The 26,474-nt window shown below is 41.8% G+C and carries 27 protein-coding genes, 2 pseudogenes and 1 other annotated feature; of the genes and pseudogenes, 24 read left to right on the forward strand and 5 right to left on the reverse strand.

From position 1 onward, the window contains the following. Positions 1–354 precede the first annotated feature (354 nt). The 8 genes from ABUE36_RS06425 (at position 355) to ABUE36_RS06460 (ending at position 7,732) form a co-directional block, all read left to right on the forward strand. A complete protein-coding gene (locus tag ABUE36_RS06425; protein WP_421017415.1) occupies positions 355–1,662 on the forward strand; it encodes a uracil-xanthine permease family protein in 1,308 nt (435 codons plus the stop codon). A gap of 22 nt (positions 1,663–1,684) precedes the next feature. Next, positions 1,685–1,808: a sequence feature (ribosomal protein L20 leader region), on the forward strand. Positions 1,809–1,840: 32 nt separating this feature from the next. Next, a complete protein-coding gene (infC, locus tag ABUE36_RS06430) occupies positions 1,841–2,371 on the forward strand; it encodes a translation initiation factor IF-3 (RefSeq protein ID WP_081495841.1) in 531 nt (176 codons plus the stop codon). 26 nt (positions 2,372–2,397) lie between these two features. Next, positions 2,398–2,595 carry a 50S ribosomal protein L35 gene (gene rpmI, locus ABUE36_RS06435; protein WP_421017416.1) on the forward strand — a complete coding sequence of 66 codons (198 nt, stop codon included), beginning with the start codon at positions 2,398–2,400 and terminating at the stop codon, positions 2,593–2,595. 51 nt (positions 2,596–2,646) lie between these two features. Further along, positions 2,647–3,000 (forward strand): 50S ribosomal protein L20, encoded by a 354-nt coding sequence (gene rplT, locus ABUE36_RS06440; protein WP_017261697.1) that lies wholly within the window; start codon positions 2,647–2,649, stop codon positions 2,998–3,000. Positions 3,001–3,227: 227 nt separating this feature from the next. Further along, a complete protein-coding gene (gene guaB, locus ABUE36_RS06445; RefSeq protein WP_421017417.1) occupies positions 3,228–4,376 on the forward strand; it encodes an IMP dehydrogenase in 1,149 nt (382 codons plus the stop codon). Between the two features lie 31 nt (positions 4,377–4,407). Then, entirely contained in the window at positions 4,408–5,967 is a 1,560-nt protein-coding gene (gene guaA / locus ABUE36_RS06450) for a glutamine-hydrolyzing GMP synthase (protein ID WP_421017418.1), read from the forward strand. Between the two features lie 230 nt (positions 5,968–6,197). Next, positions 6,198–7,145: an alpha/beta hydrolase fold domain-containing protein gene (locus ABUE36_RS06455; RefSeq protein ID WP_421017419.1), complete on the forward strand. Its 948-nt coding sequence runs from the start codon at positions 6,198–6,200 to the stop codon at positions 7,143–7,145. Beyond that, a complete protein-coding gene (locus ABUE36_RS06460; protein ID WP_421017420.1) occupies positions 7,145–7,732 on the forward strand; it encodes a TetR/AcrR family transcriptional regulator in 588 nt (195 codons plus the stop codon). The genes ABUE36_RS06455 and ABUE36_RS06460 overlap by 1 nt, the downstream gene beginning before the upstream one ends. A gap of 133 nt (positions 7,733–7,865) precedes the next feature. Here ABUE36_RS06460 and ABUE36_RS06465 read toward each other — a convergent pair whose 3' ends face one another. Next, positions 7,866–8,045: a hypothetical protein gene (locus tag ABUE36_RS06465; protein ID WP_404825466.1), complete on the reverse strand. Its 180-nt coding sequence runs from the start codon at positions 8,043–8,045 to the stop codon at positions 7,866–7,868. A 253-nt stretch (positions 8,046–8,298) separates the two neighbouring features. On the opposite strand from ABUE36_RS06465, the gene ABUE36_RS06470 reads away from it, so the two are divergent. Further along, positions 8,299–8,775 (forward strand): nucleoside 2-deoxyribosyltransferase, encoded by a 477-nt coding sequence (locus ABUE36_RS06470; RefSeq protein ID WP_421017421.1) that lies wholly within the window; start codon positions 8,299–8,301, stop codon positions 8,773–8,775. A gap of 225 nt (positions 8,776–9,000) precedes the next feature. On the opposite strand, the gene ABUE36_RS06475 is transcribed toward ABUE36_RS06470, so the two are convergent. After that, a complete protein-coding gene (locus ABUE36_RS06475; protein ID WP_178942638.1) occupies positions 9,001–9,684 on the reverse strand; it encodes a YoaK family protein in 684 nt (227 codons plus the stop codon). A 198-nt stretch (positions 9,685–9,882) separates the two neighbouring features. On the opposite strand from ABUE36_RS06475, the gene istA reads away from it, so the two are divergent. The 3 genes from istA to ABUE36_RS06490 all read left to right on the forward strand — a co-directional run bounded on the left by istA (position 9,883) and on the right by ABUE36_RS06490 (position 12,308). Further along, entirely contained in the window at positions 9,883–11,106 is a 1,224-nt protein-coding gene (gene istA / locus ABUE36_RS06480; protein WP_003555353.1) for an IS21 family transposase, read from the forward strand. 9 nt (positions 11,107–11,115) lie between these two features. After that, a complete protein-coding gene (gene istB / locus ABUE36_RS06485; RefSeq protein ID WP_014386885.1) occupies positions 11,116–11,853 on the forward strand; it encodes an IS21-like element helper ATPase IstB in 738 nt (245 codons plus the stop codon). Positions 11,854–12,086: 233 nt separating this feature from the next. Further along, a complete protein-coding gene (locus tag ABUE36_RS06490) occupies positions 12,087–12,308 on the forward strand; it encodes a DUF5960 family protein (RefSeq protein WP_017261707.1) in 222 nt (73 codons plus the stop codon). Between the two features lie 102 nt (positions 12,309–12,410). Here ABUE36_RS06490 and ABUE36_RS06495 read toward each other — a convergent pair whose 3' ends face one another. Further along, positions 12,411–14,987 carry a YfhO family protein gene (locus tag ABUE36_RS06495; protein WP_421017422.1) on the reverse strand — a complete coding sequence of 859 codons (2,577 nt, stop codon included), beginning with the start codon at positions 14,985–14,987 and terminating at the stop codon, positions 12,411–12,413. A gap of 49 nt (positions 14,988–15,036) precedes the next feature. Further along, the gene (locus tag ABUE36_RS06500) at positions 15,037–15,984 is read right to left on the reverse strand and encodes a glycosyltransferase family 2 protein (protein WP_421017423.1); all 948 of its coding nucleotides are present in this window, start codon (positions 15,982–15,984) and stop codon (positions 15,037–15,039) included. Positions 15,985–16,388: 404 nt separating this feature from the next. Here ABUE36_RS06500 and ABUE36_RS06505 point away from each other — a divergent pair, with 404 nt between their 5' ends. The 3 genes from ABUE36_RS06505 to ABUE36_RS06515 all read left to right on the forward strand — a co-directional run bounded on the left by ABUE36_RS06505 (position 16,389) and on the right by ABUE36_RS06515 (position 18,078). Next, positions 16,389–16,838, forward strand: coding sequence for an OsmC family protein (locus ABUE36_RS06505; RefSeq protein WP_421017424.1), 450 nt, complete (start codon positions 16,389–16,391; stop codon positions 16,836–16,838). Positions 16,839–17,043: 205 nt separating this feature from the next. Beyond that, positions 17,044–17,244: a hypothetical protein gene (locus tag ABUE36_RS06510; RefSeq protein WP_421017425.1), complete on the forward strand. Its 201-nt coding sequence runs from the start codon at positions 17,044–17,046 to the stop codon at positions 17,242–17,244. 270 nt (positions 17,245–17,514) lie between these two features. Beyond that, positions 17,515–18,078: a phosphoribosyltransferase gene (locus ABUE36_RS06515; RefSeq protein ID WP_421017426.1), complete on the forward strand. Its 564-nt coding sequence runs from the start codon at positions 17,515–17,517 to the stop codon at positions 18,076–18,078. Between the two features lie 37 nt (positions 18,079–18,115). Here the strand turns inward: ABUE36_RS06515 and ABUE36_RS06520 are convergent, their stop codons facing one another. After that, positions 18,116–19,045 carry an IS30-like element ISLpl1 family transposase gene (locus ABUE36_RS06520; protein WP_096109805.1) on the reverse strand — a complete coding sequence of 310 codons (930 nt, stop codon included), beginning with the start codon at positions 19,043–19,045 and terminating at the stop codon, positions 18,116–18,118. Positions 19,046–19,129: 84 nt separating this feature from the next. Between ABUE36_RS06520 and ABUE36_RS06525 the strand changes: the two genes are divergently transcribed. The 9 genes and pseudogenes from ABUE36_RS06525 (at position 19,130) to ABUE36_RS06565 (ending at position 26,391) form a co-directional block, all read left to right on the forward strand. Continuing rightward, positions 19,130–19,888, forward strand: coding sequence for a PfkB family carbohydrate kinase (locus ABUE36_RS06525; protein ID WP_421017473.1), 759 nt, complete (start codon positions 19,130–19,132; stop codon positions 19,886–19,888). A 263-nt stretch (positions 19,889–20,151) separates the two neighbouring features. Further along, entirely contained in the window at positions 20,152–21,321 is a 1,170-nt protein-coding gene (locus ABUE36_RS06530; protein ID WP_421017427.1) for an MFS transporter, read from the forward strand. A 10-nt stretch (positions 21,322–21,331) separates the two neighbouring features. Next, positions 21,332–21,823, forward strand: coding sequence for a pyridoxamine 5'-phosphate oxidase family protein (locus ABUE36_RS06535; protein WP_161001141.1), 492 nt, complete (start codon positions 21,332–21,334; stop codon positions 21,821–21,823). A 41-nt stretch (positions 21,824–21,864) separates the two neighbouring features. Then, entirely contained in the window at positions 21,865–22,437 is a 573-nt protein-coding gene (locus ABUE36_RS06540) for a TIGR01440 family protein (protein ID WP_161001142.1), read from the forward strand. Between the two features lie 12 nt (positions 22,438–22,449). Further along, the gene (locus ABUE36_RS06545; protein WP_161001143.1) at positions 22,450–22,956 is read left to right on the forward strand and encodes an ECF transporter S component; all 507 of its coding nucleotides are present in this window, start codon (positions 22,450–22,452) and stop codon (positions 22,954–22,956) included. A gap of 275 nt (positions 22,957–23,231) precedes the next feature. Beyond that, a pseudogene (locus ABUE36_RS06550) lies at positions 23,232–23,750 on the forward strand (AEC family transporter); the annotation flags it as partial. 99 nt (positions 23,751–23,849) lie between these two features. Beyond that, positions 23,850–24,779: an IS30-like element ISLpl1 family transposase gene (locus tag ABUE36_RS06555; protein ID WP_421016461.1), complete on the forward strand. Its 930-nt coding sequence runs from the start codon at positions 23,850–23,852 to the stop codon at positions 24,777–24,779. A gap of 15 nt (positions 24,780–24,794) precedes the next feature. Then, a pseudogene (locus ABUE36_RS06560) lies at positions 24,795–25,358 on the forward strand (AEC family transporter); the annotation flags it as partial. Positions 25,359–25,392: 34 nt separating this feature from the next. Continuing rightward, positions 25,393–26,391: an NAD(P)-dependent oxidoreductase gene (locus tag ABUE36_RS06565; protein WP_161001145.1), complete on the forward strand. Its 999-nt coding sequence runs from the start codon at positions 25,393–25,395 to the stop codon at positions 26,389–26,391. Positions 26,392–26,474 lie beyond the last annotated feature (83 nt).

Genomic DNA, 26,474 nt, shown 5'->3' on the forward strand with positions numbered 1-26,474 from the left:
TTGGTTTTATTTACATTACGCATAGTTATAACAGGTCATTATTGAAAGCAGCTGATAAAGTTTTCGAAGTGCACGACAAACGTGTTACGGCGGTATCGCTAGACTAATTTACTTGACCGATCGATTGAAGTTGTTTATGATTTACTCAACATGATGAACCTTTAATGTAGTCCTGTGAGGCTAACAAGGCAACGGCTGTTGTGACGTTTAGAATAGCGCGATTTGTGCAATTCTAGTACATCTTCACACGTAAACCAGACCACTTGCCTTCCGGGTGAGTGGTCTTTTTCATTTGGATGATCAAACGTTTAGGCCGGGACGGGTTCGCGTGAAGTGAGGAAGGGAGCGTTTTAAATGACGCAAAAAGAATTTCACGATGACGCTGCAGTGTTGGATATCCATGATCGGCCTAAATTCTGGCCATGGGTAGGCTTATCGATTCAACACATGTTTTCAATGTTTGGCTCAACTGTTATTGTGCCGTTACTGGTTGGTCTTAGTCCAAGCATTGCTTTATTTTCATCTGGGGTAGGTACGCTGTTACATATTATGATCACCCAGCGAAAGATTCCGGCTTACATGGGATCGAGTTTTGCGTTTATTACACCAATGCTCGCCTTAATGAAGACCACGGGGTATCCAGGCATTGGGCAGGGTGTTGTGGCGGTCGGAGCTGTGTATCTCATTGTCGCATTACTGATCGGCATGATTGGATCTGATTGGGTTGATAAGGTATTACCGCCAATTGTTGTCGGGCCGATCGTCATGGTCATTGGCCTCTCTTTAGCCGGCAGTGCCGCGACAGATGCAATGATGAAAAACGGTCATTATAACTTGGAATACTTTGCAATTGCGATGACCACATTATTGTTGGCAATTTTCTTTAACATGTTTTTAAAGGGATCATTGGGCTTAATTCCTGTGTTGTTGGCGATTGTGTGTGGTTACTTGATCAGTGTATTTGCTGGCATCGTTGATCTACATACGATTGCTGTGGCGCCATGGTTTAAGTTGCCTAAATTTCAGGTGCCTGGATTAACCTATCATTTTCACTTGGAATGGGGCGCGATTGTGACCATTGCACCCATTGCGTTTGTTACAATGACGGAGCATATGGGCCACATTATGGTGCTGGATAATCTTACACACAGAAATTTCTTCAAGGATCCCGGTCTAAACAGAACGCTCGCTGGGGATGGCACGGCTTCTATCGTTGCGGGACTGATTGGTGGACCGGCAGTTACCAGTTACGGTGAAAATATCGGCGTGATGGCAATTACTAAGGTGCATAGTGTTTATGTGTTAATGGGTGCTGCCATGTTTGCAATTATTTTTGCCTTCATTAACAAACTGAATGTCTTGATTATGGCCATGCCGCTACCAGTGATTGGTGGCATCAGCTTCTTGCTATTTGGTACGATTGCGACAAGCGGCGTTTCTGTGATGATTGATCATCATGTAGATCTGGGCAAGAAACGGAATTTGATGATTGCCTCGTCCGTGATGGTCATTGGAATTGGTAATGCCTATCTGCAATTAGGCAATTTTCAGTTCACTGGATTAGCGTTTGCTACGATTTTAGGAATTGTGTTAAACTTGGTTCTACCACAGGAAGCTGCTAGTGAAAGAGCAGACTCGAATACGCTTGACAAAGCCAAGTAGCTCCTGTAAACTTATTAACTGTTGAGAAAAGCAGAAGCACCCGCTTCTCGCCTTGGTAATTTTGTTGCCGGGCTAAAGATGAGTTGAACCGTACTGTTTCAGTGCGGACAGCGGGTGGCGATGGCCATCCGCTATTTTTCTGTTTAAATCTCACCATTGTTGATTCGTTTAGAATTTTATGGAGGTGAATACCATAGCTCAAGATACTTTGGTAAATAACGCAATCCGCGCCCGCGAGGTTCGGTTGATTGCCGCTAATGGTGACCAGCTCGGGGTTAAGCAGACCAGAGAAGCACAACAGCTTGCGGATGATGCAAACTTAGATTTGGTTCTGGTTGCCCCTAAGGCAAAGCCACCAGTTGCCAGAATCATGGATTATGGAAAGTACCGCTTCGAGTTACAAAAGAAGCAGCGTGAAGCTCGTAAGAATCAAAAGACGGTCGAAATGAAAGAAATTCGTCTTAGTCCGACGATTGACGAGAATGACTTCAACACTAAATTGAAGAATGCAGAAAAGTTCCTGTCAAAGGGTAACAAAGTGCGTGTTTCAATTCGGTTTAGGGGTCGTGCAATCACGCATAAAGAAATCGGCCGCGACGTGTTGAACAAAATGGCAGCTGCAACTAAAGAAGTAGCTGACGTTCAACAACAAGCTAAGATGGATGGTAGAAGTATGTTCTTAGTACTGTCACCAAAACCAGAAAAATAGTTATCAATATTTAGGAGGACATTCTTATGCCAAAGCAAAAGACAAACCGTGCCGCTGCTAAGCGGTTCAAACAATCTGCAAAGGGCGGCTTCATTGGTGCCAACGCTTACACAAGTCACCGTTTCCACGGTAAGACGAAGAAGCAACGTCGCCAATTACGTGGAACTAAAATGATGAACGCAACTACGGTTAAGACATACAAGAAGTTATTGTTGACCAAGTAGTTTTTAAACAGGAATCTGACCAGACTTGGTCAATTATTGGAGGATGCAATTATGCGTGTTAAAGGTGGAAGTGTTACACGGCAACGTCGCCGTAAGATGATCAAATTAGCTAAGGGTTACCGTGGCCCAAAGCATATTCAATTTAAGGTTGCTAAGCAACAAGTTTGGAAGTCATGGCAATATGCTTACCGTGACCGTAAGAACACGAAGCGTAACTTCCGTAAGCTCTGGATCGCTCGGATCAATGCCGCTGCTCGTCAAAATGACATGAGCTACAGCAAGTTGATGCATGGTTTAAAGGAAGCTAACGTTGAAATGAACCGTAAGATGTTAGCCGACTTGGCTGTTAACGACCCACGTGCGTTCACTTCTTTAACTAAAGAAGCTGCTAAAGCACTTAAGTAATTCATGATTAAGCACTCATTCTTGAAAGATATTCAGGAGTGAGTGCTTTTTTTGTACGGAAATAACGGGCAAGTCTTGACTCAGAAAGCCTTGTTTATCAGTTTGACGAACGTCTCTTGACGATTCACAGCAAAATATAATCTATCGTTCGGGTCTGGCTGTTGACGACAATAGGCTGAACCTGATAAATTAGTAACAATTTATTTCATTAGGAGGAATTGTTCACCATGACCAACTGGAACGAGAAATTTGCCAAACAGGGATTAACGTTTGATGATGTACTGCTGATTCCTGCAGCAAGTGATGTTTTACCAAATCAGGTTGAATTGCATACACAACTTGGAAAAAACTTGAAGCTGAATATCCCAATTTTAAGTGCCAGTATGGATACGGTGACCGAAGCACGCCTTGCAACAGTGATGGCACAACAGGGTGGTTTAGGGGTTATTCATAAAAATATGAGTAAGGATGACCAAGCTGCCGAAGTTAGCAAAGTTAAAGCGACAACAGTTGATACTACTGCCACACCTGAGGCCGCTGTCGATGCTCAAGGTCGTTTGCTGGTCGCAGCCGCTGTTGGTGTTACAGCAGATACCTTTGAACGCGCAGAAGCACTGTTTAGCGCTGGTGCTGACGCAATTATCATCGACACAGCACATGGTCATTCGAAAGGCGTGCTGGATAAGATTGCGCAAATCCGTGAGCAATATCCAGACCAAACATTAATTGCCGGGAACGTTGCGACGGCTGCTGGTACCCGAGCTTTGTTTGATGCTGGTGTTGACGTGGTCAAGGTTGGTATTGGACCAGGTTCGATCTGTACAACACGAGTTGTTGCTGGTGTGGGTGTCCCTCAAATTACAGCCATTTTCGATGCCGCTCAGGTTGCTGCCGAATACGGCAAACAAATTATCGCTGACGGCGGCATCAAGTACTCTGGTGACATTGTTAAGGCGTTGGCTGCCGGTGGTAACGCAGTTATGCTAGGCAGCATGTTGGCTGGCACCGATGAAGCGCCTGGTGAAGTCTTTACAGCTGAGGATGGCAAAAAGTATAAGACTTACCGCGGCATGGGATCCTTAGCTGCCATGGAACACGGTTCTTCAGACCGCTATTTCCAAAGTGGTGTTAAGGAAGAGAAAAAGCTTGTGCCAGAAGGTATTGAAGGCCGAACGGCTTATAAAGGTGCCGTAGCTGATGTTTTGTTCCAGATGATCGGTGGTTTGCGGTCAGGCATGGGCTACACTGGGGCGCATACTGTTGATGATTTGATTGAAAAGGCTCAGTTTGTTCAGATCACTAATGCCGGATTGATCGAATCACATCCACACGACATTCAAATCACAAAGGTTGCACCAAACTACAAGCGTAATTAGATTAGTTAACTATTTAAAAATGGAGAAAAACATGCAAACAGTGGACCAAACTAAATTTGATCGGGTGATTGTATTAGATTTTGGTAGTCAATATAATCAACTGATTACACGACGAATTCGTGAATTCGGTGTGTATTCAGAATTAAAACCACACACAATTTCAGCCACTGAGCTTGCGGCCATGAATCCTAAGGCTGTAATCTTTTCTGGTGGACCGAATAGTGTTTATGGCGAGGGTGCCTTAACGGTTGACCCTGCAATTTATGAGATGGGTTTGCCGATTCTCGGTATTTGTTACGGAATGCAGTTAATGGCGAAAGACTTAACCGGTGGTGTTGTTGCGCCAGCTGAAGATAACGGCGACTACGGTCAGTCAGAAATGCACATTACTAACACCAATTCACCTTTGTTTAAGGGAATGGCGGCAGATCAAGAAGTTTTGATGAGTCATGGTGATTACGTCAAAACTGTGCCAGAAGGTTTTGAGCAAATTGGGACCGGTGCCAACTGCCCAACAGCCGCCATGCAGGATGTTGAACGGGGATTTTACGGATTGCAATTTCATCCCGAAGTCCGTTTGACAGAAAATGGTAATGATATTTTACGACATTTTGTTTTCGATGTAGCTGGTGCCAAAGCTAACTGGACCATGCGTGATTTCATTGATCTGCAAATTGCTAACATTCGCCAAACTGTTGGTGATAAAAAAGTATTGTTGGGTCTTTCAGGTGGTGTTGATTCCAGCGTTGTCGCTGTCCTTTTACATGAGGCTATCGGTGATCAATTAACTGCGGTTTTTGTCGACCATGGGCTGCTACGCAAGGATGAAGCGCAACAAGTGCTCGACAGTCTTAACGGTAAGTTTGGCGTCAATATTGTTGCTGTGAATGCCAGTGACAGATTCTTGGGAGCTTTAAAAGGCGTTTTCAATCCTGAGCGCAAACGTAAAATCATCGGTAAAGAATTTATTGATGTGTTTAGTGAAGAGGCCCGTAAGTTAGATGGCGTAGAGTTTTTAGCGCAGGGCACGCTTTACACAGATGTGATTGAGTCCGGTACCGATACGGCACAGACAATTAAGTCACACCATAATGTGGGCGGACTACCAGAGGACCTTAAATTTAAATTGATTGAACCATTGAATAAATTATTCAAAGACGAAGTCCGTGAGTTAGGTGAACAGCTGGGTATGCCACATGACCTTGTATGGCGCCAACCGTTTCCTGGTCCAGGCCTTGCTATTCGGACGCTGGGAGAAGTAACGCCCGAAAAGTTGACATTGGTGCGGGAATCCGACGCGATTTTACGTGCAGAATTCGCTAAGGCCGGGTTGGATCAAACCGTTTGGCAATACTTTACTGCACTGCCAGGCATTCACAGTGTTGGTGTCATGGGAGACGGACGTACTTATGATGAAGCAATTGTCATTCGTGCCGTGACTAGTGTTGATGGCATGACTGCTGAGTTTGCAGAAGTTCCTTGGGCCGTGTTAGGTGAGGTATCGACTAAGATTGTCAATGAAGTACCGGGAGTTAACCGCGTACTGTATGACATCACCGGTAAGCCACCTGCCACGATAGAGTACGAATAGCCTAGAAAAAATCAGTCATTATCTATGGGTGTCTATCCCATGATAATGGCTGATTTTGTTGTAGCCGGGGGATTTCAAAAACGGATATAATCGGACGGCTTGGAAATGTTTTGGGGGATTTTGTTGCAGCTATTATGACTGTGTGAAAATTATATTTGACTTTAATTGATTGATCGATTAAGATATGTTCAATTAATAATTAATCAATCAATTAATAAAGGAAGATCACTATGACAAAATTACAAACAGCACAGGCAGCAACAGTTTCACCATCGGCACAAAAAATGTTAGCCGGTTTTAAGTATTTCAATTTACCGGGGTTCATTAAAATTACGCCACGCCTCATCAATCGAATTCGTACACAGTTTCAGTCTGGTGAAGATCCTATTGAACAGAGTCTTATCAAGGATGGAAATTTAACAACAACGCCACTGGCACTGAATGACGTTACTGGTCTCAGGATAATCAGAGCAGGCGTCAATGAAGATGGCCCAGTTATTCTGAATATTCATGGCGGTGGTTTTATTATGGGGACGGCCCGTGAACGAACAGCTTTGTTAGCTGCAACCAAAACAGCGTTGCCAGTTTATTCGGTCAATTATGACTTAGCTCCTGAGGCACAGGCTCCGCAAATCGTTAGTCAAGTGCTCAGCTTTTATCGAGGTTTAATAGAGGCGGTTGGAAATCGTCCGATTGTGATGATGGGTAGTTCAGCAGGTTCAGGCATCGCGGCGGCAGTGGTCGAACAGGCTCATGCGCAAGGTTTACGTTTGCCGGCAGCGATGGTATTATTTTGTCCAGCATTGGATATTTCTGGTAATGGGGATTCGTCGATTTTTAACGAAAAACGTGATGTTGGTTCAGCCAAAATGGCGCTTCGTTTGGCAAAAGCGTATATTGGAGCTAATGATCCGAAGAGTCCAATCGTTTCTCCCATGTACGGGGAGGTTGGCGACTGGTTCCCCGCGACTTTTATGAGCACCGGCACTCGGGATATAATGCTCAGCAATGTCGCTCGTTTTAGCGAAAAGTTGCGTCACGCTGATGTCGAGGTGACTGCAGTTATTCGGGAAGGCATGTGGCATGGATTTAATTGGGAACCTAAGTTGCCAGAAGCGATTGAGACACGTCAAGCGGCTTGGCAGTTTATCAAACAACATTTAGGGGAGACGTTTTAATGCGTGGCAGAGATGAAACGAAGCGAGCACGAATTCTTCAGGCGACGAGTCAAATTATGATGAACGAGGGTATTGCTGCCGTATCGCTAAGTAAAATTGCGAAAGAAGCAGGAATTGCTTCAGGAACACTTTATACTTACTTTGAAGATAAAAACGACATGCTAAAAGCGCTCTATTTGGATCGCAAAGCGGATGTTGCCAGAGTCATTACTGCGTTTGATCCTAACGGAGATCCAACTGCTGAATTGGATAAGTTTATGGCGTTAGTATATGGCTATGCGCAACATCATCTTGAAAATATGCTGTTGATTCGTGAGTTTAATCAATCACCGATTTTAAAACAATTAGGGATTACAGCTGAAGAGTCATATTTAGGTTACGAGCCGATTCAACAATTAACCCAAAATGGTGTTGAAAACGGAATCTTTGTGCCGGTGACCTTTGAAGTTCTGATGTCTTATGCATATACCCCAGTCATTGAATATGTGGTCGCACTTAATAATGGTCTAATTAACGAGCAGGATGTTCCATTTGATCGGATCAAAATGTTATCTTGTCGAGCCATTCTGATTAACCCGCGGTCCTAATTTAAAATACTGAACAAGTTGCTTTTCTGATTTTTTATTCAGCATAAAGAACCCGCTAATTACTGTTAATCTAGTAATTAGCGGGTCTATTTTTGCTTATAAGGCCAATTCGAATTCTAAATTGACGTGTAACCTAATTGTCGTTGTTGCCACCAAACAAGCCGCCAAGCTTATCCATGATGCCGGAAGCGCCACCGCCAAGCAAGTCTTTAGCTTGGTCATAGTAGTCGCCAAGGTCGTCCTTGTGATCTTCGATAAATGACTTTGCGTCGTCGATATTGCCGCCGCTTACAAGATCTTTAGCCTTGTCCATAATTTCATCTTTATCCATGAAAATCCCTCCACACAATTAGTCAGCTTTTAATGTCGTCAGGGTTGGACAGTTAACTATTTACGTTGTTAACAACTAAAGTATAGCATTGTCGAGGCAGAGGTAAAGTCATGTTGCTGAAAAAATGAAGCCGTTTTCAATTCAGCAATAAGAATGATTTATATTTCATCGTCCATTTTCAAACAGAATCCGGTATAATAGCGTAATATTGCCGTTTAGGAAAGGAAGATTTTTCATGTATAAAAGCCGCGTTTACCTTGCTAGTCCGTTTTTCACTGATGAACAACGGGATCGTATTGATACTGTGGTGACATCATTACGTCAAAATGAAACAATTGATGCAGATGGTATTTTTATTCCACAAGAACACCAAGAGGAAAGTCTAGAATTTGGCTCATTTGAATGGCAAGATTCTGTCTTTGCGAGCGACATGCGTCAGGTCAAACGTGCCGATGTCGTTGTTGCGATTTTAGATTATAAATATGAAGAGCAAAATCTCGAACCTGATGCTGGTACCATTTTTGAAATAGGCGCTGCCTGGGCATGGCACATTCCGGTAATCATGGTTCAGTTTCATCCAGAAAATGAGCTTAACCTGATGCTTGTGCGTTCACTGACGGCAATGTATACAGGGGACAAGATTAAACAGGGACTTGCCACATATGACTTCAATAATCTGCCAACAAAATATACAGATATGAAAATTTTTTAAGCAGAGCGGGATCTAATACGATTTGGTTTTCTCAGGTATCATAAAAATGATGTTTATGGGTGCTTTCTCCCATGAACATCATTTTTATGTTAGACAAGCAAAACGCAGTGTTATGTCTCGCATTTGCGGTAAATTTTTAATCCGCGCGAACTTTGGCAGTTGAAGAAAAATGGCTTGTTGCCGTTACGCTAAGATTCAAGCTAAGGCGTTTTGTTCTAATCTCGCTTATGCAGTCCCACCGCGTTGATCCCAAATCATTAAAATGAGTACAACAATTAGAATCAAGACGCTGCCTAGCAAGGCCTGTGGTCCGATAGCATTTGTTAGTTTAGTGGAAATGAAAGCGCCAATGCCAAAACTAGCGGCCACCCAAAAACTATCTCTTAATAAAATCCAGTTAGTGGTTAGTTTGCCGCGGCGGAAGAGCAAATTTAACGATGCTGCACCGACAGTTCTTAAGTTACCAGTGGTCATGGTTGTATTGTATGGATGATTATTCATGACCCGAAATGTATGAACTTGAAAGGCAGCAAATAAGGATAGACCACTAGTAATAAATGAACCGGGGATAAAGCCAATGAACAGGTCGATTATTAAAATACCAACTAATTCGGCAATGATACTAAGTTCCTGCCAAATTACGGCTCCGGGACGGTGAAAAAATTGTTCCACCAAGTTAGCTAACCCAGCGCCCAGTGTGAAGCAGAAGATTGGAATAATGTATGTGATTGCTTTAGCAAAATGACCGTTGGCTAAATTTAATCCCAGTAAGATAACATTCCCCGATTGAAGACTGGCGAACACTTCGTTGTGAAGAATATAGGTGTAAGCGTCCAAGTAGCCACCGACACCTGCCAATAATGTGCCAATTAGGAGAGTTTCATAAATCGGCTGACGTACGTTTTTCATGTTTGCGCCTCTTTATCTTTTTCTAAGTTTAATAGGCATATTGTAGCCAAAATTTGAATTTATTGCTGGTAAAAATACTTGTTTTAAAACAAGTTGTAAAAGGCACCCGTAAAATGTAGGAAAACGGCAGGTTAGAACTGTTGGTTTTCCTACATTTTTTGTATCATGAATCACATCAGAGTGTAGGAGGAATTTGATGTGAGACGTGATTTAAGAGAAGGAGTGACGATTTACGTGACTGAAAATATTAAGCCTAACTTCGCCGAGATTGCCCGGCAATATAATGTTGATTATCGAACCGTTAAGAAAGCCTATGAGGAAGTCAAAGCTGGACTTAAGGGCCGACCAAGTGGTCGACCGAAACGGCCAAGTTTACTGGATCCATTCAAGCAAACCATCGATTCAAAGCTTGAACTAAATTGTTCGGCTGCTTCAATTTTTAAATTTATCCAGAAGAAGGGCTTTACCGGCAGCTATACCCTCGTGAAAGATTATTGTCGCCAAACCCGCCGAGAACGAGTTAAGAAAGCTACCATTCGGATTGAACATTCCCCTGGTCTCTCTGCTCAAGTTGACTGGAAAGAAGAAATGGCCCTAGTGAGCAGCGAGGGTGAGCTGTTTAAATTCAATATTTTCTTGTATGTATTGCCTTATTCAAAACTCAAATATATGACACTAACCTTTGATCGGAGCCAAGATACCCTCTTTTCTTGCTTACACGACGCTTTCCTTCATACCGGAGGTATTCCGACGGAAATCTGGTTTGATAATATGAAAACCGTTGTGGATCATACAAAATCCCAGTTTGGCCACGCTGTCTTTAACGAACGGTTCCACGAATTCTGTAAAGATGCCGGTTTCACACCAATTGCTTGTCGACCATTCAGACCACAAACTAAAGGTGCAGTTGAAGCCCTTGCTCGCACGGTTGAACGTTTACGGCCATACAATACTGAATTTGCTGATGGAACTGAGCTAATCGAACTAGTTCATATGCTCCGAGATGATCTAAATCATGAAACTTCGCAGGCCACGGACGAAGTCCCGTACCTGAAATGGTTAGACGAAGAAAAAGAGTACCTTCATCGCGTTCCAGTTAATCTCCTTGAACCATACTTCGAAGAAAACATTACCCGTGTCGTTTCGAAGGAGGCCATGATCAATTTCCGCAAATGTAAGTACTCAGTAGATCCGCGATACATTGGTTGTACGGTTGCTGTTGAAATCTCCAATGATGAGCAGCGCATTCACATTTATTATAACGGAGAAGAAATTCGTACGCACTCCATAACTACCAATTCGCTGAATTATGACCCCCAAGATCAGTTCAATATCCTCAAATCTGATTTGCTTAAAGGGCGGACAGATGAAGACATTTCAGCTTACATTCGTGAACATATGACTGATTACGACAACTTATAGGAGGCTACCATGACCACTAATAATCAAATTCTTTTAAATAATCTTGAGCGCTTAGGGTTAAACAAAATCCGTGAATACTTGCCGAATTACCTTGATCAAATTCACACTGATAATCTGTCATTAACTGAGGCGCTAATTGATTTAACTAATTCGGAACTCCAGAATCGACACGAAGGTCAGATTGCACGGGCCATTGGCCGTGCTCGGTTCCCCAATACAAAATCCCTAGATACATTTGATTTTAGCTTTCAACCCAGTATGAATCGCCAAGAGGTTCTGGAATTCCAGAATCTGGCTTTTATGGAAAAGTCTGAAAACTTAATCTTTATTGGCAATCCGGGAGTCGGTAAAACCCACTTGGCAATTAGTATTGGGATTGAGGCCTGTAAACAGGGCTGTCGGGTTCTCTTTATTAATTGTCATGAGCTGTTGATTAGATTGAGAGCAGCTTACGAAAAAGGACTGCTTGATCGATCTCTAAGCCGCTATTCGCGCTATGACCTATTAATTATTGATGAAATTGGGTATTTGCCAATTGGTCACCAAGAAGCTAACCTCTTATTTCAGCTAGTCAATGCCCGCTATGAAAAGCATTCAACGATCATTACCAGCAATAGTGATCTATCCGCTTGGGTTGATATTTTCCAGAACCCAACTGTGACAGCAGCCATTCTCGATCGCTTGGTTCATCATGTTCACGTAGTGAAGATCACTGGTAAATCTTACCGATTACGTGGCCTCAAGTAACTGCCGAAAACCTACATTTCTTTCTGCCGAAAACCTACATTTTTAAACTGCCCTTGACACAAGTGTCAGTTAATGAATGGGATGAAGAGGATTACTTTGCGAACTAAACATATTACCCTGAAATTTGGTTTGACAATAAAATTACAAACTGAGTGATTTAATCAAAATTTTAATGGACATTGACGTGTGAAATCTGTATCCTATTGCCAATGACTAAAAAGGAGCGATTGCACGTGATTACAAATGCAGAAACTTTTTTAACTGAGTTGAAGAACATTTTACGCGGAACCTACACGGATGATCAATATTTGATTGAAGCTGTGGTGAATAGATTGCAAATGTCTACTACGACGCACTATGAAGTGTCGAAATGGCGCGCTAACGATCATCGTGATCATGAGTTCACGTTTAAACAAAATGAAGATCAAACATATACGTACCTTACAACACGTTAATCATGTTAAAAAATCATCGCTAAGCAAACGCAATTTGTCTGCTTAGCGATGATTTTTTTGATGACTGTCGTTTATTGTAAACTTGATTTATTCATGGTTTGTTTAGACTGACGCGCTTCTTTTACGAAAACGGAGCCACAAGAACAAGATGTAGCCGGCAAAACTTAAGAGGCTGATGATAAGTCCTAAACGAAAACCAGGTGCCCGGTAGGTTAAACGTACGCGATGTACGCCTGGCGTCAACTTTATAGCGCTGAGGTTGCCGACAACTTTAGCAATTGATACCTGCTTACCATCAACATAAGCATGCCAACCATTGTCTTTAGGAATGCTCAGAAACAGTAATGGTTTCTTATTGGTAGCTGTTATCGTACCTTGCAAGTGATCTGGCCGCCAGTCCTGATCAAGTTTGAATGTCGATTTATGGAGGTCAATCAGGGACTGATTAAAGGATCGTTGGTCTAGTGTCTGCAATGATTGCGAAAGATGTGTTAGCGGTGTTTTACTAGTTAAATTGATATGGACACGTTCATCTTTTGTGAAATGTCCTAATGATAGTACTGCCTGTGTGCTGACATCTAACCGTGTTGTTTTCTTAGTTCCATTAACGTGAATATTGGCGTTTGCCACGCTAACATTAGGGAAATAGGCATACAACGTACCGGTGGCGGTTGGTCTGATGATTAACTGGTAACGGTACTGTTTGTTTTTATACTCATAGCCCGTGCGCCGGACATTAACTGATTTAAAATAACGTACATTACGTCCGGTGATGGCCTGCCAAACGTTATTTTGATTTTCTAAGGCTACGCCACCCTTAAGTTTGACGTTCAATAAGTTCTCGTTCACGGCAAATCCTAGCGGCAGTGCATGGTCGTGGACAATAAGATCATAGTCATGGGGTGTCATCTGCAACTGGTATTTCACTGCAAATAGTGCATTGGTCAGGTGAGTACTACCCTCAGAACTGATTCGACGCTCATTTTTACTATAAAAGCCAAGTCGATTTAACATGACACGTGTTGATTCATTCAAGGTGGAACTATATAAATCTATACCATGACTGTTGAAAAGCAGCGGGTCATTGTAATTGTTATACGTCTCTCCAAATGCGGCATTAATTAATGAGTTGCTGTTGTCGACTCGACAAAAGGCATGACTAGCACGTCTGATTTTGTTGAAATAGTTTTTTTCAATCGTGAAATTTTTTTGATAAATGGTTTGATTCCCCAATTGAGCAGGTTTGAGACCGAAATAGAAGTTTGCGGATAACTCAAGTACAGTGACAAGAACAATACCAGAAAGGGCTAAACGGTGCCAATGCTGGTTGTTATATAAGATGAGTAAGCTGGCAATACAGATAATAAATCCTGTTGCAATCAACCAGTACCTAGGACTGACATAAAAGTTCGCCAAATCATCCCATCGACGCACGATTGGTTGCACAATCATGGCTGTCAGATAACCGATGGCTAGCAGCACTATCGCAATCAATACCGCACGCATAACTAACCTAGTTTGTTTGAAAGCGCCTGTTTGCCAAGCTTCGTATGCACTAATCACAACGATAAATGTGAAAAAGTAGGCGTCACGAAACGGAAATCCGTTCGGCTGTTGCATCATGTGCCAGATAGTGTTGAACAGTGTCAAAAACATACTGAGCCCAAGAAAGGCAAGTAAGGCACCGGTTGTTCGTTTGTGATGATTGGTAATGGTCTTATTTAGGAAAAATAAAAGTACGAGTAACAGTGCAAAGCTGCCCACAAAGATGCTGGGATCATGTTCTAAGCGTTGTGGATAGTCAGCTGCATTCAGACCAAGCTGTGCGAAAGCATCTAAACCGAACTGGGGCGTAGGCAGGAAGGCCTGCCACGATAGACTCTGTTTGCTCGTTTTAAGCATGCCCAATAGTGTAGGTATCAGGACGAATAGGGTACTTAAACCACTCAAGACAGAGGTAATCAAAAATCGTTTGATTGCTTGAGTGTTGTGATGCCACCATTGTTTCCATGAGCGTTTTTCCGTTTGCTGATCAAATGTAAAGTAAACAAAATAGGTCAACGCGAACAGGCAAGTCATGTAGCCTAAATAATAGTTAGTGACGATCGTAGCCCACAATGCAAAGAAGTAAAGGACCGTGCCTTTGTTGTTAACTAATCGGCGAAGACCTAGAATAACCAGCGGCAATAAAATAAGGGCGTCCAGCCACATGATGTCATAAAAGTAAGTCGCAACAAAACCGCTAAGACTAAAGATTGTTGAAAAAATGAGGTTTTGCCAGTTGGTATTATGGTACACGCGGCGCAAATAATAACTCATACTAAAGCCGATAGTGCCGACTTTTAATAAGATGATGAAAGTTATTGCCAGTGGCACCTGATTGGCTGGGAAGAAGAACAACAGCAGATTAAACGGGCTTAACATGTAATAGGCAACTAACGGAAAAGCATTATCGCCCAAAGATAGACTAAACGAATAGAACGAGAATTGACCAGTCGTAATTGCATGCCGGAATTGTGTTAACCAAGCAACATACTGTGTCCCCATGTCGCTTATTAGGAGGTTATGACTGCCGAATGGCGTAATGCCTAGTGCCCAAAATACTAAACCAACAAGTATCATTGGAACGACAAAAGCCGTCATATCGTATTGAAAACGTTGACGGCCATACTGGTTCATAGTTTGAGGGATTTTAGGTTTGGACGATTGCGAATATTGACTTGGAATCTTACTTTTCCTCCTTAACGATGTAGATTGGACGATGCTTGCTTTCCAAATAGAGTCGACCCACATACTTACCTAAAATTCCTAGGCAGAATAATTGAAGCCCGCCGATTAAAAGGATGATACATACAAGTGATGGCCATCCAGCGGTGTGATCACCATAAATAAGTGCACGAATGACGATGAAGATTAGCGCGAAAAAGGCGGCAACGAAAGATAAGAATCCAGTATATGAGGCAATGGATAAAGGCGCATCAGAAAAATCAATGATGCCTTCTAGAGAATAGCTAAACAATTGAAAGAATGACCAATGTGTGTCACCAGCGACTCGATCCTGGTTTTCGAATTCAATGTACTTTGTTTTGAAGCCAACCCAGCTGAAAATTCCCTTTGAAAAACGATTAACTTCAGCCATTGATAAGATGGCATCGACAACTTGACGCGTCATTAAGCGGTAATCGCGAGCACCTTCAACAATGTGCGTTTGGGAAATCCGATTGATGACTCGGTAGAATGCGCGGCTGAAGAAGGAACGAATTGGCGGTTCACCCTTGCGTGTAACGCGACGAGAACCAACGATATCATAATGCTCGTTTTCAATACCCGATAGCATTTGGATAAGCAATTCGGGAGGATCTTGCAGATCGACATCCATTACAGCAACAAAATCACCAGTAGCGTGTTGTAGACCAGCGTACAAAGCCGATTCTTTCCCAAAATTACGAGAAAAGGAGACGTAATGCACGTGATCCGCATCTTGTTGCTGTAATTTGCGCAATTCAGTTAATGTGTTATCCGTTGATCCATCATTAATGAACCAATACTCAGGTTCGAAGCCTGGAAACTGTTCGCGTAGTTTGACAAAAACTTTTTGAACTGCCGGATAGAATAGTGGAATTGTTGGTTCCTCATTGTAACAAGGAACAATAATTGAGATGACTTGTTTTGACAACGGATTTACTTCCTTACTTTATCTGTTTAGTTTGAACTTTCATATTATGGTCTACTAATAATTATACTTAATTATAAACGACAAAGTCCATAAAACGGCATAAACTCACTCAAAAGCCGACATTACTGACGATCAGTTGAGTCATCACGTGCAAAGACCGTTAATATGCTTTATGCTATAGACAATTATTAAAAATGTATATGACAATTGTGCTTGAGAAAACTGCAAAATTGAGTTCACTTGTCCATTTAATGTCTGATTTGTACGGAAACGTTATCAACTACACTCGAGCAAAAAAGCCTGCTGATAGTTTCTGAATGATGATTAATTGCGATTCCTTATGAATATCGGTAGATTTGCTGTGTAGTCAAGCAAAGATGTTTAATAATAGGAGGCGCATTACAATGGCAGTTGAAGGTTCACTTTATCACACACACGTGGTTAATGAGAACGGCTTAGTTGGGCAAAGCTTTGTTGAAGGCAATGAAGGTTTGTCGTTAGGTGTTAGTAGCTCTTTAGTTTCCGCGTCGGGCACTAACCCAGAACAGTTTATTGGATTTGCACTGAGCACTTGTTTTAACGCAACGTTACGCATTGTTGAGCAGCAACGCCACATGCCACAAGATACTCAGGTTCGAACAAGGGTTGATATCGTTAAAGATACGATGGGATATAAGTTTATTGTTGACGCTCAGATTATGTTTCCAAATGAGAATCAAGAGGATGCCCAGGCAGTTTTGGATGATGCTTTAAATCAGTGTCCAGTCGCGAAATTGTTAAAAGCAAATGATAATGTTAATTTTAGGATTGTTAATGGGTTTAGTGATGAGGATACTGAAAGCTACGGTGAATAATCCGTAATTTTGCACTAGTCTTATTCAAAAGTTGAATTTATTTATTGAAAGCGCTCACTCGTCTGCTAGCTACAGGCCGTGAGCGTTTTGCTTTACTTTGTTCTGAGAATGTTTAGACTGAGTATTCCAGTAAAGAAACAGGGGTTCTCACTGTCGGCGAACTGGCGTCGATAATTGTTTTGAGAGCGCAGAAAAGAGGTCACCTATGAAAACTTATAAAATGCAAACACGTGGGGAATGGAATGTTGAAGTTCGCCACGGGAGACAATGGGTTTCAATTCTTGACCACGTTTCATATGACACCGCTAAGTTAGCGTTGGATCGTATTAATGCCACACAGCAGGCTAACTACCGTCTTCATTATCTAGGACGTGAAAACATGATCAACTCAACGAAAACAGCTTAAATTGGGCTACGATGCTGATGGAATAATGGTACATCCTTAGCAGTACGTAGCAGTCCCAGGTTTCGATTTTAAACACGTTGGTGAATTAATCGTTTTTAGGGGCAGGCGACTATTGAAGTCTGACAGGAAGAAATTTCCTGCCAGACTTTTTTGTTTTAGTTATTACTGGTTTGACTTGTGCACGTAAAGAATTCGGGTTACGATATCGTCACCGCAATTGAATATTAAACAGTCTTTGTAACGAGTGAGACACTCAGAAAGGATCTAATTGTGAACAACGAATCTCTGAAAACGCTACTCGATGACCATATTGGTCAAATTTTTGCGACACCTGATCAAGTTGAGGTGATGGCGTCTGCTGTTGCTAAACAGATCAGTGAAAAAAATAAGGCAACAAATCCACTGCTTATCGGTGTGATGAAAGGCGCCGCTCAGTGGACAATTGCTGTCAGTCAACGGTTGTCGATTTCCTCTGATCTCGATTTTGTCTCTGTCACCAGCTATACTGGCGAACAACAGAGCGAGCCGGTAATGCTTCAGGAGCCGACCATTTCGATCACGGGTCGTCATATCATTTTATTGGACGAAATTATTGATACGGGAAATACTTTGTTTTTTCTAAAACGTTGGTTATTGGCTCAAGGTGCTAAAAGTGTTGAGATAGCGGTTATGGCTGACAAACCAATGACGCGCGTGACGCCAGTTCACATTGATTATCTTGGCCTGACGGTTCCTAACGTGTGGTTGGTCGGCTTTGGCATGGATTTAAACGGAGCATACCGTAATCTGCCGGCAATAGCCGAGTATGTTAAAAATCCAGTTTCGAAGCGGTAGTTAGATGGCTTTATTGTGCTTTTGGTAGATTGCAAATTTAATCCGAATTTTTGGACAAATTGGTCAGCATAACCTGATACGGTGTTTTCCAGTCAAGTATTTTAAGCGGTCTCTGGTTAATTTGGAGTAACGTCGTCGTTAAATCTTGAGCACTAATGTGCTCAAAACGAGTCCCCTTAGGATAAAAATAACGTAAATTCCGATTAAAGCGTTCATTACTACCACGTTCAGCTGGCGTATAAGCATGACAGTAATAGGTCTTAATACCATATTGTGATTCAAATGATACTAGCCCACTAAACTCAGTACCACGGTCCACAGTAAAACTGTGCACCGGTCCATTAAAAGTTGTTAGGAACTTAGTCAGTGCTTCATTAACACTCGCTGTCGTTCGGTCCTTTAACCGATATGCCCAAAGGAACCGTGATTTGCGATCGATTAAAGTTAATAAAACTGCCTTACTATGCCCACGAGGGCCAACGACGGTATCTAGTTCAAAATCACCGATGCGATTACGTTGATTAATCATCATGGGACGCTGTTCAATCGATCGCCCCAAAGATTGATTATATTTGGATCGTTGGTCAACGTTACGCCGTTGGCGTACGCCATGTTCAGGTAGATCATTCAAGGAGAAACCAATTCTCCCCTGATTTAGCCAATTATAAATAGATTTAGTCGCTAGTTTAAATTCGTGAGCAATCATTCCTGGTGACCAGCTTAGATGTAAATGGTTGAGAATTGTTTGCTTTAACTCATCGCTCAGCTTAGTTTTCCGACCACATCGTGATCGCTTGTATTCGGCATCTGTTTGTGCTAATTCAGCCTGATAAGGTTGACATCGAGATAATTCATAAGAAATTGTTGACGGTGATCGGTTCAGCCGAACGCCCATTTGGATATTGGACAGCCCTAGTTCACAAAAGGTTTCGATTTTAATTCGTTCGGAATAGGTTATACTAGACAAAAGATCAGCTCCTAAAAGATGGGTTTGTTGTAAACACCATTTTAAAGGAAGCTGATCTTTTTTGTCCGAACAGCGTTCGGATTAATTTTACAATCTACTAATCGCTATTTACAAGCGGACTTAAACACCTTCTCAGTGAAACGTGTTTATGGCGTCACAGTTTTGACCTCGATTTTTAGCGATGGTGAAGTGCCGTCGAAAGATGGCCTTGTGTTGTCGGCAACTTCAGTTGATCGTCAATTTGGTTCGATTTTAAATGGTCTGCATATCTCTAGCTGCAAAGTTGGGTATTTGCCTAATTTGGACTTAATTACGGCAGTTGAACAAGCATGTCGGAATCAAAGTGTCGGTCCGGTTGTTTTAGATCCAATATTGTTTGATGAAACTGGCGCGCCGGTTTTGGATGACACGGCTTTCTCAAAGTATGTGACTGATTTGATTCCCTTAGCCAATGTTATTACGCCTACGATTGAAGAAGCAGAAAAGATCGTCGGCTTTGAAATTACATCCGATGATGATGTGATTCACGCAGCGAATGAGCTTCGCGGTATAGGTGTTCAGAATGTTCTCATTAAGGGGAGTAATGAACATCAAGGTCGGGATAACATTCGTGATTATGTATTGCTTGAAGATGGCGATGATTTTTGGCTAACAGATAAACACGCACCTTTTCCACAACCATCTGGTAAGGATGATGCTTTGTCTGCATGCATTACAGCAGAATTAGCAAACGGACAGAAAACGGAGAATGCAATTCGGACTGCTAAGGAATTTGTCACTGACGCGACCCGAAATGTTCTACAAGTTGGCGATTCGATTGAATCAATTAACTTTTGGCTGTAGCTTTGTTGAAGAAGCCATGACATAAGGCCGATTTGAGAACGAGCATTAACGTAGAACTGACCTATTCTCGAGCTTGGGGAATGGGTTAGTTTTGGGTTGAATGGAATGCTCAGAACTTTGGAGCGCGATATTGCTCACATTATTCATCACAAATAAACTTATGGCACAGACTCGTATGTAATTCGTACCTAAAGTTCCGCAATTGATTTTGGTAATATGGATGGGTAGCGATAAATTTTGAAGATAGTTGAGGAGTGAATAAATTGGCGGCCAAGTTACAGATCAACCGTATTATGATAATGGCATTCTTAGTGAATGCTATTTATAGCATGATCTGGCCGGTCAGCACTTTATATATGCATGACGCCTTCGGCTTATCTCTGCCAATAATAGGTGTCATACTAATGTGCTACTCCTTGGCTAATGCGGCTGGAAGCGTGATTTCAGGATATTTATTTGATCGGCTGTCGCATCAAAAGATTTTAATGAGCGGTTTTTATTTATTACTGATTGTGTCTTTTATTGGAATGTTTGGTGATGGGTTAGTTGCCTTTATATTATTTTTGGTGCCATTTGGTTTTATTACAGGTTGGTGCTTAACAGTTCAATATGCTTTAGTAAGTGATTTACAAGTGCCTAATCCGGAAAATGATTCGAGAAAAAACTTTAATTTGCTCTATTTGGCCGTTAATTTGGGGTTAGTAGCCGGATCCGGATCGTTAGGATTACTGTATCGGCATAATGAAATTAAAACGTTGATGGCTACTGTAACGGTGATTGCCTTAATTGTGACGCTAATTGGACTAGGGACGGGTCAGCCCAATGTTGCAGAGAATGCCAATCAAGTAAGTGTTCAGGAGGATGACAGTGAAGGCGAAACGGTCCTCAAAAGAGATGTAATCATCCGTGTTTTTATCACCTTATTTTTATTTTGGATCGTGTATGTACAGTGGATGACCAATTTTTCCGTCTATTTTACAAGCTTGGGCTATTCTGCTGGGTTTTACAGTCATGTTTGGGTGATTAATGGCATCGGAATCACACTTATTCAAGTGTTTTTACTTCGATTCGCGCACTTTTTTAAAACATCAATTGCGCAGTCCAGATTTGGTATTTTCTTCTTGGTGCTTTCGTTTGGTTGCTTACTTGCTAGTACCAATAAACTATGGTTATTAGTGGCGGCCGTATTTTTAACAATTGGTGAAGCGCTTTTTGTGCCAGCTGCGCCAGTTGTTGTGGATCAAAATTCGCCAGTGAAAGTTAAGGGACGCAATCAGGGCCTAGTGAACGTGTTTTCGTCTATTGGGAAAGCAGTTGGTCCCGCTTTAGGAGGAGTGGTCATTGTGAATGGTGGTTACCAAATGCTGTTTTTGATGGCAATATTGTTGCTATTATTTTCAGAAGTTTTGCTTTTGAATTTTAAAAGGAAATAAGGAGGACGTTATGCGGTTACAAGATCGGCAAATCGTGGATCAAGAGCAAATGGCTTCAATTTTAAAGGACAGTCACGTTTTACACTTGGCACTAAACGACGGTGATTTTCCATATGTGGTGCCCACAAATTATGGTTACAAGCTGAATGAAGATGGCAAACTTAGTGTGTTCTTTCACGGCGCACCGCAGGGAAAAAAGTTTGATTTATTAAAGGCCAACGACAAGGTTGGCTTTGAAATAGATGATGGCGGCGCCCTGATGCCAAGCAAAAGTGCCGAAGCTAGCGATAATTCATACTGGTATAGAAGCATTATCGGGTATGGACAGGCCGTTCAATTAATGGCACGTGACGAAAAAATGATGGCCTTACAAACGTTACTAGTTCATGAAACTGGTCATGAATGGTCACAAATTAATAGACAAACTTTGGATTTTGTCAGTGTATTTAGAATTGTTGTTGAAAACTATACGGCAAAGGGACATATTGAACCTAAGCTGTAGATAATAATCAATATGCTTCGTACTAAATAAGGAGTTAAAAGATGACTAAAGAAACTATAAAAAATGACCTCAACGAGCTTTTAACTGAATATTTTGAAAAAGTTGCATTGCCGGAAAATGGAATTTTTGTTGTTGGTTGTAGTACCAGTGAAATTTTAGGTAAGTGGAAAGGAACAGATTCGAGTTTAGACGTTGGTAAAACTGTTGTTGGAACGGTTCAATCATTTCTAGAACCCCGTCATCTGAACCTAGCCGTTCAAGGGTGCGAACACATCAACCGGGCACTAGTTCTCGAACGTGCGGTAGCTGAACGCCATGGGTTCGAGATAGTTTCAGTTAAACCCGCTATTCATGCCGGCGGTGGTACACAAGTGGCTGCTTACCAGCAGTTTGATGATCCAGTCGAGGTGGAACATATTGTTGCGGATGGTGGCATTGATATTGGTGGCACGGAAATCGGGATGCACGTGAAGTTTGTGCAGATTCCGGTTCGCTTGACTCACCGAGATGTTGGTGAAGCGCGTGTTGTAGGCCTATCATCTCGGCCTAAACTGATTGGTGGAGAACGGGCTCGGTATACGTTTACTGAAGATAATTTGAAGGATATTCGTTAAAGGTGTGACGTTATGAACAATTCTTCAATACAGCACGAGACGCTCCGACGGCTGACTTTGAGTGCCATGCTCATTGCCGTAACGGTTGTTATTAGTCGATTATTTATTATTCCCGTACCGATGACCCACGGAAACATCAATCTATGCGATGCCGGTGTCCTTATTGCAGCCATGTTATTGGGGCCACGTGAAGGCGCGAGTGTCGGTGCAATTAGTGGTTTTCTACTGGATTTGTTGTCGGGATACGGGCAATATATGTTTTTTTCCTTTATCGTTCATGGCCTAGAGGGTCTGGTCGCAGGTTTAATGTTGTCGAAAGTAAGTAAGAATGCAGCAAAGATAATTAGTTTGGTACTCGCTGTAATTATTATGACAATTGGCTACTTTTTAGCTGATAGTCTTTTATACAGTGTTTCGATTGGCCTAATCGGCGTAGCTACAAACCTAATCCAAGGTCTCGTGGGCGTTGTCATTGCGTACGTTGTTGGACCAAAGATTGTTCAACTGATCAAAAAATGAGGATTAAAATAAAACAATCCTGTAAACTCCGGCTTGCCGGGGTTTTGTTGTATAACAATAAATTAAATGTATGCATATCCAGCTTCAGACGTTGTTTAACAGGCATTTCAGCATTGTTGAGACTAGGTACGTATCGTTGACGGGCACATAAGTTTAGGCACTTACATAAGTTACAAAAGGTTTCATTAATTATAAAATGTTCATTATTTCACAAATAACAAATACACTAAATGCATTGATAAATTAAGTTATTTCAATTATTTGGAGGAATTATCATGAGCATTGCGAAGGCCCTTGAGGCTACGTTCACAAACGTCTCGATTATTAGTTCGATAACATCGACCGTTTTTATCATTTTGTTAGGTTTTTATTTACGCAAACGCGGCACCTTTGGTGAAACGTTTGGGAAAATTTTGTCAAAAGTTGTTTTGTCGGTTGCACTACCAGCTTTAGCGTTCAATTCATTTATGCAGCCAATCAGTCATGAAACTTTTACACAGGGTCTGAATGTGCTGATCTGGGGTATTTTAATCTATATCATCCTAATCTTCGTAACGCCGTTTTCGTATACGAAGTTTCCTAAGGATAAGCAAGAAACATTAGCTATATTAACAACGTTTGGTTCAACAACGTTCTTTGGTATTCCAATTGTTGGTGCTGTGTTTGGTGCCAAGGGGATTATGTATAGTTCTATTTTTAACATTGGTTACCGAATTTTCCTATATTCATATGCCTACATCAAAATGTCCGGATTGAAGATGGAAGCAAGCAATATCAAAAAAATGTTTTTAAATGGTAGATTGTAAAATTAATCCGAACGCTGTTCGGACAAAAAAGATCAGCTTCCTTTAAAATGGTGTTTACCACAAACCCATCTTTTAGGAGCTGATCTTTTGTCTAGTATAACCTATTCCGAACGAATTAAAATCGAAACCTTTTGTGAACTAGGGCTGTCCAATATCCAAATGGGCGTTCGGCTGAACCGATCACCGTCAACAATTTCTTATGAATTATCTCGATGTCAACCTTATCAGGCTGAATTAGCACAAACAGATGCCGAATACAAGCGATCACGATGTGGTCGGAAAACTAAGCTGAGCGATGAGTTAAAGCAAAAAATTCTCAACCATTTACGTCTAAGCTGGTCACCAGGAATGATTGCTCACGAATTTAAACTAGCTACTAAATCTATTTATAATTGGCTAAATCAGGAGAGAATTGATTTCTCCTTGAATGATCTACCTGAACATGGCGTACGCCAACGGCGTAACGTTGACCAACGATCCAAATATAATCAATCTTTGGGGCGATCAATTGAACAGCGTCCCATGATGATTAATCAACGTAATCGCATCGGCGATTTTGAACTAGATACAGTCGTTGGTCCTCGTGGGCATAGTAAGGCAGTTTTATTAACTTTAATCGATCGAAAATCACGGTTCCTTTGGGCATACCGGTTAAAAGATCGGACGACAGTGACTGTTAATGAAGCACTAACTAAGTTCCTAACCACTTTTAATGGTCCGGTGCACAGCTTTACTGTGGACCGTGGCACTGAGTTTAGTGGGCTAGTATCACTTGAATCACAATATGGTATTAAGACCTATTACTGCCATGCTTATACGCCAGCTGAACGTGGTAGTAATGAACGCTTTAATCGGAATTTACGTTATTTTTATCCTAAAGGGACTCGTTTTGAACACATTAGTGCTCAAGATTTAACGACGACGTTACTCCAAATTAACCAGCGACCGCTTAAAATACTCGACTGGCAAACACCGTATCAGGTTATGCTGACAAATTTGTCCAAAAATTCGGATTAAATTTGCAATCTACCAAATCCTATCGTTATTGCAACATTTGCTGGCCTGATTTTATGGATGATCCAAGACTTCATGCCAATGGTTGCAGTTAAGCAAGCCGTAAATGGCGTAATTGCACCAAATGCACCAACCATCAACGTGGCTTTCTATCGGATTGACCAAACTGCACTTTGGTTGTTCAAACCACTGCAGTATTTGGGTAATTTGGCATCACCATTGGCTTGGCTTTCAATCGGTGCAACATTAGGTTCGATTTCCATGAAGGATGCAGCTTCTGACAAAGCCTCATGGTATTACAGTTTTAACAAGGTTATCTTGGTTCCTTTATTGAACTTAGTGCTGTTATTTATCCTAACGATTACTCACATTTTGCCAGTTAGTTACGTTGCCTTGGCAACCGTTATTATCATGATGGCAACGCCAACGGCCTCCGTAGCTTCGGCATACGCGATTAGTTTTGATCGGGATGCTGTGTTGGCGTCAAATGCATCGTTGATTTCAACGATTTGTGCCGTTGTTGCGACACCTATCTGGATCGCCTTGCTAGAGGTACTGAATCAGGTTGGAATTTTTAAATAATGACGTTCTTTGATTAAGGTTGAGGTGGATAATAATGTTTAAAATTACAGCATATGGTGTTCGTTCAAACGAAGTGTCGTATTTCAACGATTTAAATAAAAATCAGTATGAATTAAACTTAATAGGCGATTTGTTGACCCATGAGAATGTCGAAACTGCTAGGGGTTCAGATGCCGTATTATTACGTGCCAACTGTGTGGCCGATGCCACAAATTTGGCTAAGTTTAATGAATGGGGCATTAAATATGTCTTCACTCGGACGGTTGGTTTTAATCACATTGACCTGAAGGCAGCAGCTAGTTATAACATGAAAGTGGCACGAGTCCCAGCATACTCACCATATGCCGTGGCAGAATTAGCGATGACAGTGGGGATGATGTCATTGCGTCACACGACATTGGCCACGAGCCGTGCTGAAGCGGGTGACTTTACGGTCGCTCCTGCATTATTTTCCCGTGAAGTGCACAGTAGTACGGTTGGAATTATTGGTACGGGAAAAATTGGCGCGACGGAAGCGAGTTTGTATAAAGGTATGGGTGCAAAAGTACTGGGTTACGATCCCTACCCTTCGGATTTTGCGCGTCAATTTGTTACCTTTGTTGAGCTTGACGAACTTTTGGCGCAATCAGATATTGTCTCGATTCATGTGCCTTATTTCCCAGGTCAAAATGAAAATATGGTTGATGAAGACTTTTTGAAAAAAATGAAGAATGACGCGGTTTTGGTTAATACTGCGCGTGGTGAGCTGGTGGATCACGCTGCTGTCCTGCAAGCATTACAAACCGACACACTTGGTAGCTTTGCCACTGACGTTTTACCAGATGAAAAATTAATTTTTGGTCATCAGTTTAGTGGTAAATTACCAAACGAAATCGTCGAAAGTCTCCGTGAACTTTATCCTCGCGTCTTAATGACGCCACATATGGGTTCATATACCAAACCGGCATTGACTGATATGATTGCTGTTAGCTATCAGAACTTTGAACAAGTATTAGCTAACGGTCATACCGATAATGACGTGAAGTTAGATTAAAAATAGCGCATACGAAAAGCGGCCACACCAAACTAAAATTGGTGGGCCGTTTTTTCATCGCTAGTTACGGCGACAAGAGGGTA

It is taken from the genome of Furfurilactobacillus cerevisiae (assembly GCF_048961765.1).
GTDB classification, from domain to species: domain Bacteria; phylum Bacillota; class Bacilli; order Lactobacillales; family Lactobacillaceae; genus Furfurilactobacillus; species Furfurilactobacillus milii_A.

What these genes read in the sequence shown, in the direction of transcription:
- ABUE36_RS06425 (WP_421017415.1), top strand. Translation starts at nt 355, where the DNA reads ATGACGCAAAAAGAATTTCACGATGACGCTGCAGTGTTGGATATCCAT.
- infC (WP_081495841.1), top strand. Translation starts at nt 1,841, where the DNA reads ATGGAGGTGAATACCATAGCTCAAGATACTTTGGTAAATAACGCAATC.
- rpmI (WP_421017416.1), top strand. Translation starts at nt 2,398, where the DNA reads ATGCCAAAGCAAAAGACAAACCGTGCCGCTGCTAAGCGGTTCAAACAA.
- rplT (WP_017261697.1), top strand. Translation starts at nt 2,647, where the DNA reads ATGCGTGTTAAAGGTGGAAGTGTTACACGGCAACGTCGCCGTAAGATG.
- guaB (WP_421017417.1), top strand. Translation starts at nt 3,228, where the DNA reads ATGACCAACTGGAACGAGAAATTTGCCAAACAGGGATTAACGTTTGAT.
- guaA (WP_421017418.1), top strand. Translation starts at nt 4,408, where the DNA reads ATGCAAACAGTGGACCAAACTAAATTTGATCGGGTGATTGTATTAGAT.
- ABUE36_RS06455 (WP_421017419.1), top strand. Translation starts at nt 6,198, where the DNA reads ATGACAAAATTACAAACAGCACAGGCAGCAACAGTTTCACCATCGGCA.
- ABUE36_RS06460 (WP_421017420.1), top strand. Translation starts at nt 7,145, where the DNA reads ATGCGTGGCAGAGATGAAACGAAGCGAGCACGAATTCTTCAGGCGACG.
- ABUE36_RS06465 (WP_404825466.1), bottom strand. Translation starts at nt 8,045, where the DNA reads ATGGACAAGGCTAAAGATCTTGTAAGCGGCGGCAATATCGACGACGCA.
- ABUE36_RS06470 (WP_421017421.1), top strand. Translation starts at nt 8,299, where the DNA reads ATGTATAAAAGCCGCGTTTACCTTGCTAGTCCGTTTTTCACTGATGAA.
- ABUE36_RS06475 (WP_178942638.1), bottom strand. Translation starts at nt 9,684, where the DNA reads ATGAAAAACGTACGTCAGCCGATTTATGAAACTCTCCTAATTGGCACA.
- istB (WP_014386885.1), top strand. Translation starts at nt 11,116, where the DNA reads ATGACCACTAATAATCAAATTCTTTTAAATAATCTTGAGCGCTTAGGG.
- ABUE36_RS06495 (WP_421017422.1), bottom strand. Translation starts at nt 14,987, where the DNA reads ATGAACCAGTATGGCCGTCAACGTTTTCAATACGATATGACGGCTTTT.
- ABUE36_RS06505 (WP_421017424.1), top strand. Translation starts at nt 16,389, where the DNA reads ATGGCAGTTGAAGGTTCACTTTATCACACACACGTGGTTAATGAGAAC.
- ABUE36_RS06510 (WP_421017425.1), top strand. Translation starts at nt 17,044, where the DNA reads ATGAAAACTTATAAAATGCAAACACGTGGGGAATGGAATGTTGAAGTT.
- ABUE36_RS06535 (WP_161001141.1), top strand. Translation starts at nt 21,332, where the DNA reads ATGCGGTTACAAGATCGGCAAATCGTGGATCAAGAGCAAATGGCTTCA.
- ABUE36_RS06540 (WP_161001142.1), top strand. Translation starts at nt 21,865, where the DNA reads ATGACTAAAGAAACTATAAAAAATGACCTCAACGAGCTTTTAACTGAA.
- ABUE36_RS06545 (WP_161001143.1), top strand. Translation starts at nt 22,450, where the DNA reads ATGAACAATTCTTCAATACAGCACGAGACGCTCCGACGGCTGACTTTG.
- ABUE36_RS06565 (WP_161001145.1), top strand. Translation starts at nt 25,393, where the DNA reads ATGTTTAAAATTACAGCATATGGTGTTCGTTCAAACGAAGTGTCGTAT.